This is a genomic window from Acidovorax sp. BL-A-41-H1 (assembly GCF_051942715.1).
Genome location: NZ_JBPVJQ010000007.1, coordinates 39,899 through 56,205, shown reverse-complemented (window position 1 = coordinate 56,205; position 16,307 = coordinate 39,899). Strand labels below are relative to the sequence as shown.

Below are 16,307 nucleotides of genomic sequence, written 5' to 3'. Positions count from 1 at the left end.
CTCCAAAAGTTAGCAAAAGCTAACATCTAGTCCCCTTCCGAAGACGGCGCAAAAAAGCCGAAAATTAAATCTATCGCCCAAAGGCCCGATCAAGGAAGAGGGGAATCAGCCCGGTGTTGGGCAGCCCTCTCCCGACATCACCGCGTCAGCGACCAGCCCGGATCAGGGCGTACTGGGCCCACTCACCGCGCCGGTACAGCACGTTGATGGACTTGCTCTTGTCGGCCTTGGCGAGCACCGACTCGAACTCCTTCACGCCCGAAATTTCGGTATTGGCCACCGACAGAATGATGTCCCCTTCGCGCAGTCCCGCACGGGCAGCAGCGTCGGCGGCAGCGGCCACCACCACGCCGCCCTTGAGCTTGAATTCCTTCTTCTGCGCGTCCGTCAGTTCCGTCACCGACAGCCCCAACTGTTGCGCGGCTGCGGAAGCCTTGGGCTTTTCCTCGCGCTCGGCCAGCTTGGTAGCAGGCTTGTCTGGTTCGATTTCTGCAATGGTGATGCCAAGATCACGCGATGCTCCCCGACGGAACACCGTCACCGTGCTCTTGCTTCCGGGCTTGGTATTGCCCACCAGGCGCGGCAGGTCCGCCACCTTCTCGATGGGCTTGCCGTCAAAACGCGTGATGATGTCACCGGCTTCCACGCCGGCCTTGTCGGCGGGCGACCCGCCCTCGACACCCGTGACCAGCGCACCTTGCGCCTTGCCCAGGCCAATGGACTCGGCCACATCTTTGGTGACCGCGCCAATCTGTACGCCAATGCGTCCACGCGTCACACGCCCCGATGCGCGCAACTGCTCGCTCACCCGCATGGCCTCATCCATGGGGATGGCAAACGAGATGCCCATGAAGCCACCTGAGCGGGAATAGATCTGGCTGTTGATGCCCACCACCTCGCCGCGCATGTTGATGAGCGGGCCGCCCGAATTGCCGGGGTTGATCGCCACATCGGTCTGGATGAACGGCAGATAGTCCCCCGTGTCGCGCTGCTTGGCACTCACGATGCCCGCCGTGACGGTGTTCTCCAGCCCAAAAGGGGAGCCGATTGCCATCACCCACTCACCCACACGCAGGCGGCTCACATCTCCCACCTTCACCGCAGGCAGGCCCGTGGCTTCGATCTTGACCACTGCCACGTCCGTGCGCTTGTCCGCGCCCACAATCTTGGCCTTGAACTCGCGCTTGTCCGGGAGCGTCACGATGACCTCATCGGCACCATCCACCACATGGGCGTTGGTCATGACAAACCCGTCTGCCGTGAGAATGAAACCGGAACCGACACCCCGTGGCTGCTGCTCCTCTTCCTGCTGCGGTCTCTGGGGGCGCTGCTGGCGGGGCTGGTTGGGAATGGGCACACCAAAACGCCGGAAGAACTCCAGCATCTCCTCATCCATGCCATTGGCGCCGGCGCGGGAGGATGCTTTTTCGACCGTGCGGATATTGACCACCGACGGCCCCACCTGGTCCACCAGCTCCGTGAAGTCCGGCAGACCCCGGACAACGGCCGCTGGCTGGGCCCATGCCGCCTGAGGCAGCGCCACGGCACCGCCCAACCCGGCAAACATGCACGCGAGCGCTACAGAGCGCAGCTTATTTCCATCGAACTTCGGCATCTTCGACCTTTCGTGAATTGTGCAAATGCTGTCCATCAACTTGGTGTGACTGTGAAGAGTGTGCCGCGAAATGGTTCCCGGCAAAGACCCAGGTTCTTCGCCTCCCCGTGAGCCAACAATGCCAGAAAGGGGCTTTCACAACCAGCGAGGACGGACGCCGCTCAGCGGGCGCGCTCCAGCAGTCCTGCAAAAAGGCGCAGCGTCTGCAAGGGCACCTCGCCGACAGCGGTTACCCAAGTATCCGGCGACACCCGCTGCGCCAGGAGCTGCGTTGCGCCCATGCCCGACACCTGGGATTGCGCCGGGTGGCGCTGCGGGTCAAAGGACTCCAGGAACAAGGACACAGAAGCCAGTCCATCGGAATACAAACACTGCAGCACACTTTGTGCATCGTCTGCACCAGAAACCGCCCGGCGATGGCAACTGACAGGCACGAACCCCGCCACCGGCTGCCGCAGTACCCAGCCCTCGGCCTGGGCCGTCGTCTTCACAACGGCGGGGGCGACCACCTTGTAGCCCGTTGTCGAATCCATCGAGCGGGAGAGCTGCTCCACCCGCACCGACGCATTCAAGTCAAGCTCAGAAAACGCAGCCTGCTCCAGAACCCGCCCGTCCAAGGCCAGGGTTTGCAGCTTCACCACCAGCCCGGTGTCCCGCTCCACCCAAAGGCGATAGCCAAAGCGCAGGGCATCCAGGGGCTTGAACCACACCACGTCGGACACCAACCCCGCCACCCGCTCCTGGCCCATCAACTGAGAGGTATAAAACTGGGCCGTGGATGTGCCACTGACCACCGGCACACGCGGGAAAAGCCCGGCCGCATCGCGCCGATCCGTGCGCACCACACGCGCCTGCGGCAAAAAGGTACGCACCTCATCGTTGCGCCGAAAAACAGTGCGCGGCGTGCCGCTTAGCGACTCCACCCGCTCCATCTGCTGGAGCCCGTCGCAGGCGTGCCAGATGCGCGAGCTGGACAGGGCCCCGTTGGCCGACATCACCACAAACACCCCGGCGTAGGATTTGCGGCAGGGCGCACTGTGCATGCGCTCAATCCACTGCGCCACATCGCGCTCGGCAGGGACCGATATCGCTTCCGAGGAAGACGCAGCAGGATTGCCTCCGCCAGGGCCCGCAGCCAAGGCTGCCGATGCCACCAGGCCCCACACAACCACCACCCCACACCACATCAGCCACCGATTGCGAAAGACTTCAGCAGCGCCCAGCACTCCCAATGTGTTCATCACGCGATCTCACCGCCTGGAGCAGGCATCCCTATTCCCAACTCAACGGCCAGGGGTTTCAAAGGTGGCATTGCGCAGAAAACCCGCCGGCATCTGCAGTGCCGAAGTGCTGCCAAACTGCTTGTGGGCCGCCAGCAATTCATCCAGACGGGGATCCCGCAGCATCACCTGCTGCCCATCGGCATCAGCCACAGCCACCACAGGCGCCCCTTGGGCCGGGCTGCTGTGTTCGGGCGCCGCAGCCAACTGAGCGCCAGCTGCAGGGCCAGCGCCAGCTCCTTGCAAACTGGCCAGGGATGTCCAACCTATCGCCGCCACCGCAGCCAGGGAAGCAAAGCCCGCCACCATCTTCCAGCGGAAAACAGACGCATTGGCGGCCTCGGGCAGCCCGGCCGCCACCATTGCCACGGGGACCGGGACCTGGGGACGCTCAGGCAGCGCCTCCTGGGCCAGTTGTTCACGCAAACGGGCCATGAATGCCGGGTTGGCAGGCTGCGCCAGGTCCGCCGAACGCAGCACATCACCCACCAAGTGGTACAGCTGCCAGGTCTTGGCCCCTTCCTCGTCGTCCGCCGCGTACGCGAATGCAGCATTCAGCTCTTCACCCTGAAGTTGGCCATCGGCCAGCGCAGACAGCCGCTCCCGATGGTCCATCCCTTGGTCCACAGAGCCGCCCGCCAGTCCATTGATACCTGTTTCAGCCTTGTTCATTCCATCACCTCACCACCGTTTGCCTGACTGGTTCTCAAGCAGAGGACGCACTTTGGCCGAGATGGCCTCGCGCGCCCGAAAAATCCGGGACCGCACTGTGCCAATGGGGCATCCCATGGCCGCCGCGATCTCTTCGTAACTCAAACCCTCAATCTCACGCAGCGTCACCGCCTGGCGCAAGTCATCGGGCAATGCCTCCATGGCCGCGTTCACCACCTGCGCAATCTCTTGGGCGGCCAGAACGGTCTCGGGGGTTTCGTCGCTGGTTAGTTCATGTCCGAGGCGGGAAGTTTCATCCTCATCCTCGCTGCCTCGGAAGGCGTTTTCTGAAATGACCGGGTTGCGCTTCATGTCCATCAGCGCCTTTTTGGCGGTATTGACGGCAATGCGGTACAGCCAGGTGTAGAACTGCGCATCCCCACGGAACTGATGCAGCGCCCGGTAGGCGCGGATAAAGGTCTCCTGGGCAATGTCCTGGACAAGATCGGTGTCGCGCACCATCCGCCCTATCAGGCGCTCGATGCGGCGCTGGTATTTGATGACCAGTAACTCATAAGCGCGCTGATCGCCCGCTACCGTGCGCTCCACCAGGTGGAGATCGCTGTCTTCGGAGGGAGAAGGCGAAATTACAGTCATGGATACTCAGGATTCACGCCCCACAGACGTGGCCGGGGCGTTTGCTTCAGGGTTGTCAGCGCCTGGTACGGCGCGCGAATATACCGCACGGCGCATGTCCAGCCAGCGCTCGGGCTGGCTCGCACGCTCCAGCCAAAGCCAGGTGCGGCGATGCCCCCAGGGAGACACACACACCCAAAGATGGGCCTGCAGGTCAAGAAGGACTTCAGGCGGTGCAGAAAGTGCCCGGAATATTTTTTCAGGCCCCTCGCCTTCCAGAACCCACCCCTGCCCGTCCCAGCGCAGGGATCCCACGAACTGCTGGCGCCAGAAATGCACCGCACCTGCCGCAGCCGCCAGCCAAAGGCCAATAGCAGTGCTTGCAGACATCCAGGATAGCGTCGCTGTTTCCGCGAGCCAGGCCCACAGCACCGCAGCCCCCGCAAACAACAACACCGCCAAAACGGCGCCCAAGGCCATGCTGCGCCGCACGGGGTACAACACTGCAGGCGCACGCCGTGTGGGCCGGATCATGGCATACAGGTCAAGCTGTAACTGCGCCACAGCACGCGCCATCTCGCCACCCTGCGGAACAAGGGGCGGACATTCTGCGAGCTCGACCTATGGCGTCCATGGGCATTGATGCCACGATGGAAAACGCAGTCCGCAGGATCAGATGCGCTTGAAAACCAGCGTGCCGTTGGTGCCGCCAAAACCGAAGTTGTTCTTGACGGCCACGTCGATCTTCATGTCACGCGCCGTGTTGGCGCAGTAGTCGAGATCGCACTCGGGATCCTGGTTGAACAGATTGATGGTGGGAGGCACCTTCTGCTCGTGCAGGGCCAGCACAGTGAAAACACTTTCAATCCCCCCGGCACCACCGAGCAGATGGCCCGTCATGGATTTGGTGGAGCTGACAACGGTCTTGTAGGCATGTGCACCCAAGGCCGCTTTGATCGCGTTGGTCTCGTTGATGTCACCCAGCGGAGTGGAGGTGCCATGCGCATTCAGGTAATCCACCTGGTCGGCATTGACGCCTGCATTGCGCAAGGCGCTGAGCATGGCACGGCGGGGGCCATCCATGTTGGGGGCCGTCATGTGGCCTGCATCCGCACTCATGCCAAAGCCACTGAGTTCGGCGTAAATCTTGGCGCCACGGGCCTTGGCGTGTTCGTACTCTTCCAGCACCATCACGCCGGCGCCTTCTCCCAGCACAAAACCATCGCGGTCCTTGTCCCAGGGGCGGGAGGCGGTCTGGGGGTCATCATTGCGGGTGGACAGGGCGCGCATGGCGGCAAAGCCACCAATGCCCAGCGGCGACACCGTGGACTCTGTGCCACCAGCCACCACCACATCCGCATCCCCGTATTCGATCATGCGGCCCGCTTCTCCGATGCAGTGCAGGCCCGTTGTACAGGCCGTCACCACGGCCAGATTCGGCCCCTTGAAACCAAAGCGCATGGACACATGGCCGGCCACCATATTGATGATGGACGCGGGCACAAAAAAAGGCGTGATACGCCGAGGCCCACGGCTGACCAGTTCCGCATGGGTGTCTTCGATCAGCGGGAGGCCGCCAATGCCAGAGCCGATCACGCAGGCAATGCGCGTAGCGAACTCTTCACTGAGCGCCTCGCCCGTGGGCAGACCGGCGTCTTGCACGGCCTGCGCAGCAGCGGCAATGCCGAAGTGGATGAAGGTGTCCATCGCGCGCGCATCCTTGGCGCTGATGTACGACTCCAGGTCAAGACCTTTGACCTCTCCCGCGATCTTGCAGGCGAAGTTCGACGCATCGAACTTGGTGACGAGATCAATGCCGGACTTTCCGGCAAGGAGGTTGGCCCAGGAATCGGCCACCGTGTTACCCACGGGGCTGACGCAACCCAGGCCGGTCACGACAACGCGACGACGGCTCATGCGTAAAAACCTTCTGCTGATCGCTTGAGTCAGGCGCAGGGCGCCGCTCAGGCCTTCTGGTGGGTATTGGCGTAGTCGATGGCGTTTTGCACCGTGGTGATCTTCTCGGCGTCTTCGTCCGGGATCTCGATGCCGAATTCGTCTTCCAGAGCCATCACCAGTTCCACCGTGTCGAGCGAGTCGGCACCGAGGTCTGCCACGAAGGCCTTTTCATTGGTGACTTGGGACTCTTCCACGCCGAGTTGTTCGGCAATGATTTTTTTGACGCGTGCTTCGATATCGCTCATGGTTTCCCTCTGGGGGTTGTGAATGAATCCGCGATTCTAGCCGCTTAAGGAGAAGCCCCTAAACGACCCGCCGTCCGGATGAACCGGCGTTAACTTGTCTTAATTACATGTACATGCCGCCATTGACGTGCAACTCCTGCCCCGTCACATAGCCTGCTTCGCGCGAAGCCAGGTAAGCCACCGCATGCGCGACGTCCGCAGGCTTGCCCATATGGCCCAGCGGGATCTGCGCATTGAGTGCTTTTTGCTGGTCTTCGGGCAGCACGGAGGTCATGTCGGTCTCGATAAAACCAGGCGCCACGCAGTTCACGGTGATGCTGCGGCTGCCCAGCTCACGGGCCAGTGCGCGCGTCATGCCCGCCACACCCGCCTTGGCGGCGGCGTAGTTGGCCTGACCAGGATTGCCCGATGCACCCACCACGCTGGTGATGCTGATGATGCGCCCAAAACGCTGCTTCATCATCGGACGGATCGCGGCGCGGCTCACGCGGAATACAGCCTTGAGATTGGTGTCCATCACCGCATCCCAGTCGTCGTCCTTCATGCGCATGGCCAGGGTGTCGCGGGTAATGCCAGCGTTGTTCACCAACACGTGCAGGCCGCCTTGCTGCTTGACGATGGAGTCCATCAAGGCCTCGACCGCTGCCACATCGTTCACATTCAGATTGGCACCCCGGCAGCCCGGATAGGCCGCCAATGCCTGGCTGATCCGCGCAGCACCCTCGTCGGTGGTGGCCGTACCCACCACCCGGTAGCCACGCACAGCCAACTCCAAGGCAATCGCCGCGCCAATGCCGCGCGATGCACCGGTCACCAGCGCCACTTGCGCTGCCTGCACTGCTGTCTGGGTCGATTCCGTCATGCCAACAACTCCCGGGTTTCGGCCAGCGTGGCCGAGTCAAACAATGCTGCGCCAACCAGTTCGGGGTCGATGCGCTTCGTCAGGCCCGCCAGCACCTTGCCAGGGCCACATTCAACAATGTGCGTCACGCCACGGCCTTTCAGCGCCTGCACGCATTCGACCCAGCGAACCGGGCCAAAGGCCTGACGGTAAAGCGCGTCGCGAATGGCGTCCGCGTCCTGCTGCACCGCCACGTCCACATTGTTGAGCACAGGAATCTGGGGCGCGGCCAGTGCCACGCCAGCCAACGCCACGCGCAGCTTTTCCGCTGCGGGCTTCATCAGGCTGGAGTGGAAAGGGGCCGACACCGGCAGCAGCAGCGCACGCTTGGCGCCGGCCGCCTTGAGCACTTCACAGGCCTTGTCCACACCGGCCTTGGTTCCGGCGATCACGGTCTGGATAGGGTCGTTGAAATTGACAGCCTCGACGACCTCGGTGGTGCCGGGCCCGAACGATGCCAGCGCCTCGGCACACCCGGAGATGACCTTGGAGGCTTCCATACCCAGGATGGCGGCCATGGCGCCGGTGCCCACCGGCACAGCCTCTTGCATGGCCGCAGCGCGCAGCCGCACCAGCGGAGCCGCCTGTGCCAGCGTCAGCACGCCGGCCGCCACCAGGGCCGAATACTCGCCCAGCGAATGCCCGGCCACTGCCACAGGGGCAGCCCCGCCCTCAGCACGCCAGACACGCCAGGCCGCCACACCCGCCACCAGCATCACCGGCTGGGTGTTGGTGGTCAGCGCCAGCGCCTCCTTGGGGCCCTCTTTGATCAGGGCACCCACATCTTCACCCAGGGCATCCGATGCTTCTTGCAGGGTCTGCGCCACCACAGGGTGGTCGCCCCACCCATCGAGCATGCCCACGGACTGGGAGCCTTGTCCGGGAAAGACAAATGCAAAAGATGTCATGAAAAAATCCAGAAATTTGAGATAAATCGGGCGCTACCGCCTGCCCACATTGGCTTGATAGCTACAATTTCAGGAGCACAGCACCCCAGGTAAAGCCACCACCCACACCTTCCAGCAGCAGGGTCTGACCCTTTTGAACCTGGCCGGAGCGCACGGCATGGTCGAGCGCCAGTGGAATGGATGCCGCCGAAGTGTTGCCATGCTGGTCCACGGTGACCACCACCTTGTCCATGGACAGCTTCAGCTTGCGGGCCGTGCCCTGCATGATGCGGATGTTGGCCTGGTGCGGAATCAGCCAGTCGATGTCCGCTTCGGCCAGCCCGGCCTTGGCCAGTGCGGCATGGGCGGCCTTTTCCAGCACTCCCACTGCCAGCTTGAAAACCGCCTGCCCATCCATCTTGAGGAGCGGATCCCCCAGCACCTGGCCACCCGACACATTGCCCGGCACACACAGAATGCCCACATGTTTGCCATCGGCATGCAGGTCGCTCGACAGAATGCCCGGCGTCTCGGACGCCTCCAGCACCACAGCCCCGGCCCCATCACCAAACAACACGCAGGTGGTGCGGTCATTGAAATCCAGGATGCGGCTGAAAACCTCGGCGCCGATCACCAGGGCGCGGTTGGCCGCCCCCGTCTGGATCATGGCATCTGCCACCGACAGCGCGTACACAAAACCGCTGCAGACCGCCTGCACATCAAACGCGGGGCAGCCATTGGCCCCCAGCTTGTTCTGCAAGATACAAGCGGTGGAGGGGAACACCATGTCGGGCGTGGACGTGGCCACGATGATCAGGTCGATATCCGTCGGCTGCAGCCCGGCCGCCTGCAAGGCATTGCGAGCAGCCTCCAGACCCAGATCGCTGCTGGCCACATTGGGGGCCGCAAAATGGCGCGCCCGGATGCCGGTGCGCTCCACAATCCATTCGTCAGAGGTTTCGATGCCGCGCTGGCCCAGTTCGGCCACCAGATCGGCGTTGGTCAACCGGCGGGGCGGCAGATAACTGCCGGTGCCGGTAATGCGGGAGTAACGTCTCATTATTGTGCGGTCGCCGCAACGCCAGGCAGGGGCTGGGCATCTGCAGGCACCAGAAGCGGCGCCGCATGCGCAATCCGGGTCCGGACACGGTCGAGCAGGTTGTTGCGGGCTGCATCATACGCCCGGTTCAAAGCCTGCTCGAAGGCCATGGCGTCGGCCGATCCGTGACTCTTGAACACCAATCCGCGCAGGCCGAGCAGCGCCGCGCCGTTGTATCGGCGGTAGTCCATGCGCTTCATAAGCGCTTTTAGGATCGGATAGGCGATGATTGCCGCCATTTTCGTGAAGATATGGCGAGAAAACTCGGCCTTGAGCGCTCCAATGATCATCGAGGCGACACCCTCGCTGGCCTTGAGCGCGACATTGCCAACAAAACCGTCACACACCACGATGTCCACGGTGCCCTTGAAAATGTCATTGCCTTCGACATTGCCAAAGAAATTCAAATCGCCGGAACTAGCCGCAGATCGCAGCAGTTCACCCGCTTTTTTAATAACTTCGCTGCCTTTGATGACCTCTTCACCAATATTCAGCAAGCCCACGGTGGGCTCCCCACCCTCCTGAAGGGCCGACACCAGCGCCGACCCCATCACGGCAAACTGCAGCAGATGCTCAGCCGAGCAGTCCACATTGGCCCCCAGGTCCAGCACCGTGGTGGCACCGCCCGTGGCGTTGGGCAACTGGGTGGCGATGGCCGGGCGGTCAATGCCGTCCAGCGTCTTGAGGAGATAGCGGGCGATGGCCATCAGCGCGCCGGTGTTGCCCGCCGAAACCGCCGCCGATGCCGCGCCGTCCTTGACCTGCTGGATGGCCACGCGCATCGAAGAGTCCTTCTTCTTGCGCAAGGCCACCTCCACCGGATCATCCATGGCCACCACCTCGGAAGCGGGGACGATGGCGGCACGGTCGTGCGCAAACGCTTGCAGGCTGGCCGGCAGACCCACAAGCAGCAAACGGGCGTCGGGATGGTGTTCGAGAAACTGGCGGCACGCCGCGAGCGTGACGCGGGGGCCATGGTCGCCCCCCATGCAGTCAACAGCCAGTGTGATCATGGGCGACTTGTCCGGCCAGCAGACGGGGCCGGAAGAAAAATACGACGGTCAAAACAAAGGCCCGCACTACGCGACGTAGTTGCGGGCCTTGATGGGTGCTGAAATCAGGCTTCAGACTTGTTCTTCAGCACCTGGCGGCCACGGTAGAAACCGTTGGGGCTGATGTGGTGACGCAGGTGCGTTTCACCGGTGGTGGGTTCCACAGCAATGCCTGGCACGTTCAGGGCATTGTGCGAGCGGTGCATGCCGCGCTTGGAAGGGGACTTTTTGTTTTGCTGAACGGCCATGATGGCTCCTGATCTTGAGTAGGTTGGTAAAAACGCGATCAGCCCAAAAGACACGATGGGATTCGCGTGAAGCCCACGATTATAACCCAAATGATTTTTGGGTCAGCCAATCACCCCTTGGGATCCTTGCGCAGCCCGGCGAGCGCGGCAAAAGGATTGGGCTTTTCGGCGTTCGCTTCTTCAAAATCATCGTCGGACGAGGCCAGCGGCACAGCCGTGGGGCATTCATCGTGTTTGGGCACCACGGGCAAGGCCATCAGCAGCTCATCCTCGATGAGTTCGTGCAGGTCGAATTCGCGGCTCAGGGCCAGCAGGTCTTCCTCGCTCTCGTCGTCCAGAGCCTCGGCGGTGGCTTCGTCCGCCACAAAACGGAACTCGCGGTCCACCTCCAGCGGCACGTCCACGGGGGTCATGCAGCGCTGACATTCCATAGGGAAACTTGCGCGCACCTTGATGTGCAGCCACACCTGCCCCATGCCACCCAGCGCGGTACGCACTTCGCCCACGGCCTCCCAGTCCACCAGCAGGTCGGGGTGCAGGCCCTTGGCCTCCTGGGCCAGGCGTTCGTACTTCAGCAGCGAGTCGTGGCCCGCCAGCCGACCGCCCGCCTGTGCGAAGGCTTTCACGTCCAGGCGCTGCGGGGAGAATTCCTTGGTCATGGCGGCAGTGTAAGAGAATCGGCGCATGCATCAATCCCCCCCCCCAGCAACGCCCTCTGGTATTGGGCTCCACCTCGCGCTACCGGCGTGAATTGCTAGAGCGGCTGAACCTGCCTTTCGAGGTCGCAGCCCCGGATGTGAACGAAACCCCCCTGCCCGGCGAAACCCCGCGCGATCTGGCCCTGCGCCTGGCGCTGGCGAAGGCGCGCGCCGTGGCGCAGCAGCACCCCGGGGCCGTGGTGATTGGCTCCGACCAGGTGGCCGACCTCGCGGGAGAGCCCCTGGGCAAGCCGGGCCAGCACGAACGCGCCGTGCAGCAACTGCGCCAGATGCGCGGCCAGACCGTGGTGTTCCAAACCGCCGTGGCCGTGGTGTGTGCTGCCACGGGTTTTGAACAGGTGGAACTGGCCCCCGTGGAAGTGCGGTTCCGCGCCCTGTCCGATGAAGAAATCGAGCGCTACCTGCGCGCCGAGCAGCCCTACGACTGCGCGGGCAGCGCCAAAAGCGAAGGCCTGGGCATTGCGCTGCTCGACGCCATCCACAGCGACGACCCCACGGCCCTCATTGGCCTGCCGCTGATCCGCACCTGCCGCATGCTGCGCGCTGCAGGGCTGGTGCTGCCGTGATGAAGCACCCCCTGAGTCGCTTCGCGCCCTCCCCCTCCCCTTCGGGAAGGAGACACACCCAGTGGCCTGACCAAGCCAGCTCCACGGGTGCGCGGGCTTGCACCGCGTCAGTTTCTCCGGCACCGGACGCTGCGCAGCGCTATGGAGGCCAACGATGAATGCGAAAACCGGCACGCTGTACCTGGTCCCCGCCCCCCTCGACTTTGGCTGCGACACCCAGGCCCCGCTGCAGGACGCCCTGCCCGCAGCCACGCTGCAGACGGCCGCACGCCTGACCCATTGGGTGTGTGAAAACGCCAAGAGCACACGCGCCTACCTCAAGCGCATCGACGCCCTGCACCCCCTGGCCGCCTCCCTGCAGCAGCAGCAGATCACAGAGCTGCCGCGCGAAGTCCACAAAAAGGGCGACCACGGCGACAAAGGCTCGGCCCCGTTCGACGCCCGCCCGCTGCTCGCGGCAGCACTGAACGGGCACGACATCGGCCTGGTCAGTGAAGCGGGCATGCCTGCTGTGGCCGACCCGGGCTCGTCAGTGGTCCGCGCCGCGCACGACCTGGGCATCCCCGTTGTCCCCCTGGTGGGCCCGGTGTCGCTGCTGCTGGCCCTGGCGGCCAGTGGGCTGAACGGGCAAAACTTCGCGTTTGTGGGCTACCTGCCTCAGGACGGCCAGGAGCGCACCCAGCGCATCAAGGAGCTGGAGAGCATCGCGCTGCGCACGGGCCAGACCCAGCTGTTCATCGAAACCCCCTACCGCAACCCCGCCTTGTGGCAAGCCCTGGTGCAGACGCTGCAGCCCCACACGCGCCTGGCGCTGGCCAGCGGGCTGACACTGCCCGAGGCACGCATCCACAGCCAGCTGGTGCGGCAATGGCGCCAGCAACCCGCACCGCCCGACAACCGCACCCCGGTCGTGTTTGCACTAGGCCGCTAGCATGGCAAAGCACTCCTACCCTTTTGCTATATTTTTGATAGCAATCGGCGCTTATGGAACGAGCGCAGAGGCCATTATTCGTTGTGAATTGAATGGCAAGGCGATCAATATTTCCAACGGTGCCGAGACCGCAGGCCAGTCCGGCCTGGTGCGCTGCCGTGACGAGAACACCGGCCACGTGCAGCGCGAGCAGCAGTTGCAGAACGGCAAGTTCATGGGCCTGGAGCGCATGTTCGACCGCGAAGGCCGCCTGCAGCGCGAGCGCAGCGTGAACGAGCGCGGCAACAGCCACGGCCGGGTGGCGGAGTTCTGGCCCAACGGCCAGGTGCGCCGCGAGGAAACCGCCGACAACGGCCGCACCCAGGGCGCGGTGCGGCGCTTCGATGCCTCAGGCCGGGTGGAGCGCGTGTCCTTCCACGGCGAGGGGCAGGAGCTTTTTTACGTGGAGTACACCAGCAAGGGCCAGCCAGCGCGCCTGCTGTGCCCGCGCACCAGCGTGCTGCCCGAGGACCGCAAGCTCTGCGGTTTTGATGGCGCCGCCGACACCCCACTGTTTGCCGAAAGCGGCACGCGGTCGGCGCAACTGCGCTACGACCAGGGCCGACTGTTGAGCGCCACCGAATGGACCACCGACGGCATCGTCTCTGCCCAGCAACTGGTGGTGGACGGCCGGCGGGTGCACAGAAGCTTCACTACCGAAGGCGGCAAGAGCGTGCTGCGCGAGGAGCGTGTCTTCGCGCCGGACGACCGCACGCTGCGGGACACGCGCGGCCAATTGCTGAGCGCCAAACGCTATGGCGCGTCGGGCCAGCTCATCGAGCAGCGCAGCTTTGCCGAGGGCCGCGAGGTGCAGGTGGAGCGCTGGTACCTGAACGGCGCAGTGCGCGAGCGCAGCGCCTGGAGCGGCACCGGCAAGGACGCCCGCCTGCTGCGCGAGATGTACCGCGACGACGGCAAACTGGCCCGGCGCGAGCAGCTCAACGCCGACCAGTGGCCTGTGGGCACCCAGCAGGCCTTCCACGACAACGGCCGCCTGGCGCAGGAAGAGCAGTATTCCGATCCCGACGGCCGAGGGCGCACCCGGCTCACGGCGCGCAAGCAGTGGGATGACACCGGCAAGCTGACTGCAGACGACGCCATCCTGGAAGACGGATCACGCCAGCGCAAGGCGGGTGGGGTGGACAGCTGAAGACGCCGTCCGTACCACCCAGACCAGCAACCCATACGCAAAATGCCCCGAATGGAAACTCCATCCGGGGCATTTTTTCTGCCATCGGCCACCAGGCCGGGTGGGAGGCGGTCAGCGCAGCTGAGGGCCCGCCAGTGACAGCGACCTCACCGCACCCACACCAATCGCAGCACCAAATCGCTTGACCAGGCGCTCGGCCACGTTGTCGCGGCGGGTGTAGTCGATGATTTCCTCAGCCTTTACCACTTCGCGCGCCACGTAGTCCAGGTTGCCCAGCTTGTCGGCCAGGCCCATTTCCACGGCCTGCTGGCCGGTCCAGAACAGGCCGCTGAAGGTGTCGGGCGTGGTCTTGAGTCGGTCGCCCCGACCTGCTTTCACCACGGCGATGAACTGCTGGTGGATCTGGTCGAGCATGGTCTGCGCGTAGGCGCGCTGCTTTTCGGTCTGTGGGCTGAAGGGGTCGAGGAAACCCTTGTTCTCTCCTGCAGTGAGCAGGCGACGCTCCACGCCCAGCTTTTCCATGGTGCCGGTGAAGCCAAAACCATCCATCAGCACGCCGATGCTGCCCACGATGCTGGCCTTGTCCACATAGATGTCGTCGGCGGCTGCGGCAATGTAGTAGGCCGCCGAGGCGCAGGTTTCCTCGACCACGGCGTAGATCGGCTTGTTGTGCTTGGCCTTGAGGCGAATGATCTCGTCGTTGATGATGCCCGCCTGCACCGGGCTGCCACCGGGCGAGTTGATGAGCAGCACCAGCGCCTGCGAGCCTTCGTCTTCGAGCGCGCTGCGCATGGCGGCCACGACAAATTCGGCGCTGGCCTCGGCGCCGCTGGCGATCTCGCCCTTGATGTCCACCACCGCCGTGTGGGGCGTGCTTTTGCTGGCGCTGGGCGATGCCTGGCGCAGCGCCGTGAAGGCGACGGCGGCAATCAACACCAGCCAGGCCAGGCGGAAGAAGATCTTCCAGCGGCGGGCGCTGCGTTGTTCTTGGAGGGCGGAGAAGGCCAGCTTTTCCAGCGTGGCGCGTTCCCAGCCAGGTTCACGCGATGGGTCGCTCACTGATGCTCCTGAATTTGTAGCTGCTTGCGCCCACAGGTCGGGCGCGGGGTTGCTTTTGGGGTCAAAACCCGAGGGTCCGGGCGATTGGGGGTCAGTCATGTCTTGTGTCCTGGGCGCTGCACCACTGCGGCCGGCGCCCCCACACAGGCGGCGGGTGGCAGATGGCATGAGTCCAGGCTTTCCATCTGGATTGTCTAGAACTCCACGGGCTGCAGGTGGTGGGCAGTATGCCAGTGCACCACACCATCGCTTTCTGACAAAGCAATTTTCACCAGCCCGCCCCGGCAGGGGCCGCCGGCACACTGGCCCGTGTGGGGCAGGTAGGCCGCCCCATGGGTGGAGCACAGCAGCCATTGGCCGGTGTCATCAAAAAAATGGCCTTCCTGGTAGTCCATCTCCATCGCCACATGGGTGCAGCGGTTGAGGTAGGCATGGGGCACGCCCCGGTAGCGGATGGCAAAGGCGCGGCAGGTCTGCCCCGCATAACGCACATCAAATGCCACCGCCCGGCCACCATCGACCAGGTCGGCGCTGTTGCACAGGGGAAGGGACTGTTCGGGGGGCGTGGACATGGCGGATTCGTTCACACCTTCTCAGCCATGCTGCAGCAGCCAGTCGTGCAGCTCGCGCACCGAATGCACCACCGACAGCGGGTTCAGCGCGTGGAAGGCATCGGGCTCGTGGGCGCCATAGCTCACCCCCACGCTCGCACAGCCCGCGTTGACCGCCATCTGCAGGTCGTGGGTGGTGTCGCCAATCATCAAGAGGCGCTCGGGCACCACGTCAAATTCGGCCATCAGCTCCTGCAGCATCAGCGGATGGGGCTTGCCAGCGGTCTGGTCGGCGGTGCGGGAGCCGTCGAACACGCCCTTGAGTTGAACCGTGTGCAGCGCCTCGTCCAGCCCGCGCCGGCTCTTGCCGGTGGCCACGGCCAGCAGGTGGCCGCGCTCGCGCAGGTCGTTCAGCAGAGGCAGCACGCCCTCGAACAGGCTCAGGTCGTCCTGGTGCTGGATGTAGTGGAACCGGTAGCGGTTGCCCAGCTCGGTGTACTTCTCGGGGGGTACATCCGGCGCTGCATGGGCCAGGGCCTGCATCAGGCCCATGCCGATCACGTAGGCCGCCTCCTTGTCGGTGGGCACGGTGCCGCCCACGTCGCGCACCGCCGCCTGGATGCAGCGCACGATGATGGCGGTGGAGTCGAACAGGGTGCCGTCCCAGTCAAAGGCGATGAGGTCGAAGCGGCGCGGACGGAAGTTTTTGACAGACATGG

The 16,307-nt window shown here is 64.0% G+C and carries 19 protein-coding genes; 3 read left to right on the top strand and 16 right to left on the bottom strand.

The features are described from left to right. Nucleotides 1-145: 145 nt before the first annotated feature. From ACTPOI_RS21995 to ACTPOI_RS21935, 13 genes are all read right to left on the bottom strand, one after another. A complete protein-coding gene (locus tag ACTPOI_RS21995; RefSeq protein WP_440112816.1) occupies nucleotides 146-1,615 on the bottom strand; it encodes a Do family serine endopeptidase in 1,470 nt (489 codons plus the stop codon). A gap of 161 nt (nucleotides 1,616-1,776) precedes the next feature. Beyond that, the gene (locus ACTPOI_RS21990; RefSeq protein WP_440112814.1) at nucleotides 1,777-2,856 is read right to left on the bottom strand and encodes a MucB/RseB C-terminal domain-containing protein; all 1,080 of its coding nucleotides are present in this window, start codon (nucleotides 2,854-2,856) and stop codon (nucleotides 1,777-1,779) included. A gap of 42 nt (nucleotides 2,857-2,898) precedes the next feature. Continuing rightward, complete coding sequence (locus ACTPOI_RS21985) at nucleotides 2,899-3,567, bottom strand: sigma-E factor negative regulatory protein (protein ID WP_094285488.1); 669 nt, start codon at nucleotides 3,565-3,567, stop codon at nucleotides 2,899-2,901. 9 nt (nucleotides 3,568-3,576) lie between these two features. Further along, nucleotides 3,577-4,203 carry an RNA polymerase sigma factor RpoE gene (gene rpoE, locus ACTPOI_RS21980; RefSeq protein WP_094285487.1) on the bottom strand — a complete coding sequence of 209 codons (627 nt, stop codon included), beginning with the start codon at nucleotides 4,201-4,203 and terminating at the stop codon, nucleotides 3,577-3,579. A 6-nt stretch (nucleotides 4,204-4,209) separates the two neighbouring features. Next, entirely contained in the window at nucleotides 4,210-4,572 is a 363-nt protein-coding gene (locus ACTPOI_RS21975) for a hypothetical protein (RefSeq protein ID WP_440112812.1), read from the bottom strand. Between the two features lie 282 nt (nucleotides 4,573-4,854). Further along, nucleotides 4,855-6,099: a beta-ketoacyl-ACP synthase II gene (gene fabF, locus ACTPOI_RS21970; protein WP_440112810.1), complete on the bottom strand. Its 1,245-nt coding sequence runs from the start codon at nucleotides 6,097-6,099 to the stop codon at nucleotides 4,855-4,857. A gap of 47 nt (nucleotides 6,100-6,146) precedes the next feature. Next, nucleotides 6,147-6,386 carry an acyl carrier protein gene (gene acpP / locus ACTPOI_RS21965; RefSeq protein ID WP_003058049.1) on the bottom strand — a complete coding sequence of 80 codons (240 nt, stop codon included), beginning with the start codon at nucleotides 6,384-6,386 and terminating at the stop codon, nucleotides 6,147-6,149. A 103-nt stretch (nucleotides 6,387-6,489) separates the two neighbouring features. After that, the gene (fabG, locus tag ACTPOI_RS21960; RefSeq protein ID WP_440112808.1) at nucleotides 6,490-7,248 is read right to left on the bottom strand and encodes a 3-oxoacyl-ACP reductase FabG; all 759 of its coding nucleotides are present in this window, start codon (nucleotides 7,246-7,248) and stop codon (nucleotides 6,490-6,492) included. Beyond that, nucleotides 7,245-8,195 carry an ACP S-malonyltransferase gene (fabD, locus tag ACTPOI_RS21955; RefSeq protein WP_252657775.1) on the bottom strand — a complete coding sequence of 317 codons (951 nt, stop codon included), beginning with the start codon at nucleotides 8,193-8,195 and terminating at the stop codon, nucleotides 7,245-7,247. Before fabD ends, fabG begins: the two co-directional genes overlap by 4 nt. Nucleotides 8,196-8,256: 61 nt before the next feature. Then, entirely contained in the window at nucleotides 8,257-9,234 is a 978-nt protein-coding gene (locus ACTPOI_RS21950; protein WP_440112806.1) for a beta-ketoacyl-ACP synthase III, read from the bottom strand. Beyond that, a complete protein-coding gene (gene plsX / locus ACTPOI_RS21945; protein ID WP_440112804.1) occupies nucleotides 9,234-10,286 on the bottom strand; it encodes a phosphate acyltransferase PlsX in 1,053 nt (350 codons plus the stop codon). The genes ACTPOI_RS21950 and plsX overlap by 1 nt, the downstream gene beginning before the upstream one ends. A 104-nt stretch (nucleotides 10,287-10,390) precedes the next feature. Next, nucleotides 10,391-10,573, bottom strand: coding sequence for a 50S ribosomal protein L32 (gene rpmF / locus ACTPOI_RS21940; RefSeq protein WP_005794249.1), 183 nt, complete (start codon nucleotides 10,571-10,573; stop codon nucleotides 10,391-10,393). Between the two features lie 110 nt (nucleotides 10,574-10,683). Next, the gene (locus tag ACTPOI_RS21935; protein ID WP_094285481.1) at nucleotides 10,684-11,232 is read right to left on the bottom strand and encodes a YceD family protein; all 549 of its coding nucleotides are present in this window, start codon (nucleotides 11,230-11,232) and stop codon (nucleotides 10,684-10,686) included. A gap of 62 nt (nucleotides 11,233-11,294) precedes the next feature. Between ACTPOI_RS21935 and ACTPOI_RS21930 the strand changes: the two genes are divergently transcribed. The 3 genes from ACTPOI_RS21930 to ACTPOI_RS21920 all read left to right on the top strand — a co-directional run bounded on the left by ACTPOI_RS21930 (nucleotide 11,295) and on the right by ACTPOI_RS21920 (nucleotide 13,978). Further along, nucleotides 11,295-11,858 carry a Maf family nucleotide pyrophosphatase gene (locus ACTPOI_RS21930; protein ID WP_440112801.1) on the top strand — a complete coding sequence of 188 codons (564 nt, stop codon included), beginning with the start codon at nucleotides 11,295-11,297 and terminating at the stop codon, nucleotides 11,856-11,858. Between the two features lie 154 nt (nucleotides 11,859-12,012). Next, nucleotides 12,013-12,789 carry an SAM-dependent methyltransferase gene (locus tag ACTPOI_RS21925; RefSeq protein WP_094285479.1) on the top strand — a complete coding sequence of 259 codons (777 nt, stop codon included), beginning with the start codon at nucleotides 12,013-12,015 and terminating at the stop codon, nucleotides 12,787-12,789. A gap of 88 nt (nucleotides 12,790-12,877) precedes the next feature. Then, entirely contained in the window at nucleotides 12,878-13,978 is a 1,101-nt protein-coding gene (locus tag ACTPOI_RS21920; protein WP_440112799.1) for a toxin-antitoxin system YwqK family antitoxin, read from the top strand. Nucleotides 13,979-14,089: 111 nt separating this feature from the next. Here the strand turns inward: ACTPOI_RS21920 and ACTPOI_RS21915 are convergent, their stop codons facing one another. From ACTPOI_RS21915 to ACTPOI_RS21905, 3 genes are all read right to left on the bottom strand, one after another. After that, nucleotides 14,090-15,136 (bottom strand): S49 family peptidase, encoded by a 1,047-nt coding sequence (locus ACTPOI_RS21915; protein ID WP_094285477.1) that lies wholly within the window; start codon nucleotides 15,134-15,136, stop codon nucleotides 14,090-14,092. A gap of 95 nt (nucleotides 15,137-15,231) precedes the next feature. Beyond that, nucleotides 15,232-15,609 (bottom strand): Rieske (2Fe-2S) protein, encoded by a 378-nt coding sequence (locus tag ACTPOI_RS21910; protein WP_094285889.1) that lies wholly within the window; start codon nucleotides 15,607-15,609, stop codon nucleotides 15,232-15,234. Nucleotides 15,610-15,630: 21 nt separating this feature from the next. After that, nucleotides 15,631-16,305, bottom strand: coding sequence for an HAD family hydrolase (locus ACTPOI_RS21905; RefSeq protein WP_094285476.1), 675 nt, complete (start codon nucleotides 16,303-16,305; stop codon nucleotides 15,631-15,633). Between the last annotated feature and the right edge of the window lie 2 nt (nucleotides 16,306-16,307).

What these genes read in the sequence shown, in the direction of transcription:
- rpoE (WP_094285487.1), bottom strand. Translation starts at nt 4,203, where the DNA reads ATGACTGTAATTTCGCCTTCTCCCTCCGAAGACAGCGATCTCCACCTG.
- rpmF (WP_005794249.1), bottom strand. Translation starts at nt 10,573, where the DNA reads ATGGCCGTTCAGCAAAACAAAAAGTCCCCTTCCAAGCGCGGCATGCAC.
- plsX (WP_440112804.1), bottom strand. Translation starts at nt 10,286, where the DNA reads ATGATCACACTGGCTGTTGACTGCATGGGGGGCGACCATGGCCCCCGC.
- ACTPOI_RS21995 (WP_440112816.1), bottom strand. Translation starts at nt 1,615, where the DNA reads ATGCCGAAGTTCGATGGAAATAAGCTGCGCTCTGTAGCGCTCGCGTGC.
- ACTPOI_RS21925 (WP_094285479.1), top strand. Translation starts at nt 12,013, where the DNA reads ATGAATGCGAAAACCGGCACGCTGTACCTGGTCCCCGCCCCCCTCGAC.
- ACTPOI_RS21975 (WP_440112812.1), bottom strand. Translation starts at nt 4,572, where the DNA reads ATGTCTGCAAGCACTGCTATTGGCCTTTGGCTGGCGGCTGCGGCAGGT.
- acpP (WP_003058049.1), bottom strand. Translation starts at nt 6,386, where the DNA reads ATGAGCGATATCGAAGCACGCGTCAAAAAAATCATTGCCGAACAACTC.
- fabG (WP_440112808.1), bottom strand. Translation starts at nt 7,248, where the DNA reads ATGACGGAATCGACCCAGACAGCAGTGCAGGCAGCGCAAGTGGCGCTG.
- ACTPOI_RS21915 (WP_094285477.1), bottom strand. Translation starts at nt 15,136, where the DNA reads ATGACTGACCCCCAATCGCCCGGACCCTCGGGTTTTGACCCCAAAAGC.
- ACTPOI_RS21985 (WP_094285488.1), bottom strand. Translation starts at nt 3,567, where the DNA reads ATGAACAAGGCTGAAACAGGTATCAATGGACTGGCGGGCGGCTCTGTG.
- ACTPOI_RS21935 (WP_094285481.1), bottom strand. Translation starts at nt 11,232, where the DNA reads ATGACCAAGGAATTCTCCCCGCAGCGCCTGGACGTGAAAGCCTTCGCA.
- fabF (WP_440112810.1), bottom strand. Translation starts at nt 6,099, where the DNA reads ATGAGCCGTCGTCGCGTTGTCGTGACCGGCCTGGGTTGCGTCAGCCCC.
- ACTPOI_RS21950 (WP_440112806.1), bottom strand. Translation starts at nt 9,234, where the DNA reads ATGAGACGTTACTCCCGCATTACCGGCACCGGCAGTTATCTGCCGCCC.
- ACTPOI_RS21905 (WP_094285476.1), bottom strand. Translation starts at nt 16,305, where the DNA reads ATGTCTGTCAAAAACTTCCGTCCGCGCCGCTTCGACCTCATCGCCTTT.
- ACTPOI_RS21990 (WP_440112814.1), bottom strand. Translation starts at nt 2,856, where the DNA reads ATGAACACATTGGGAGTGCTGGGCGCTGCTGAAGTCTTTCGCAATCGG.
- fabD (WP_252657775.1), bottom strand. Translation starts at nt 8,195, where the DNA reads ATGACATCTTTTGCATTTGTCTTTCCCGGACAAGGCTCCCAGTCCGTG.
- ACTPOI_RS21910 (WP_094285889.1), bottom strand. Translation starts at nt 15,609, where the DNA reads ATGTCCACGCCCCCCGAACAGTCCCTTCCCCTGTGCAACAGCGCCGAC.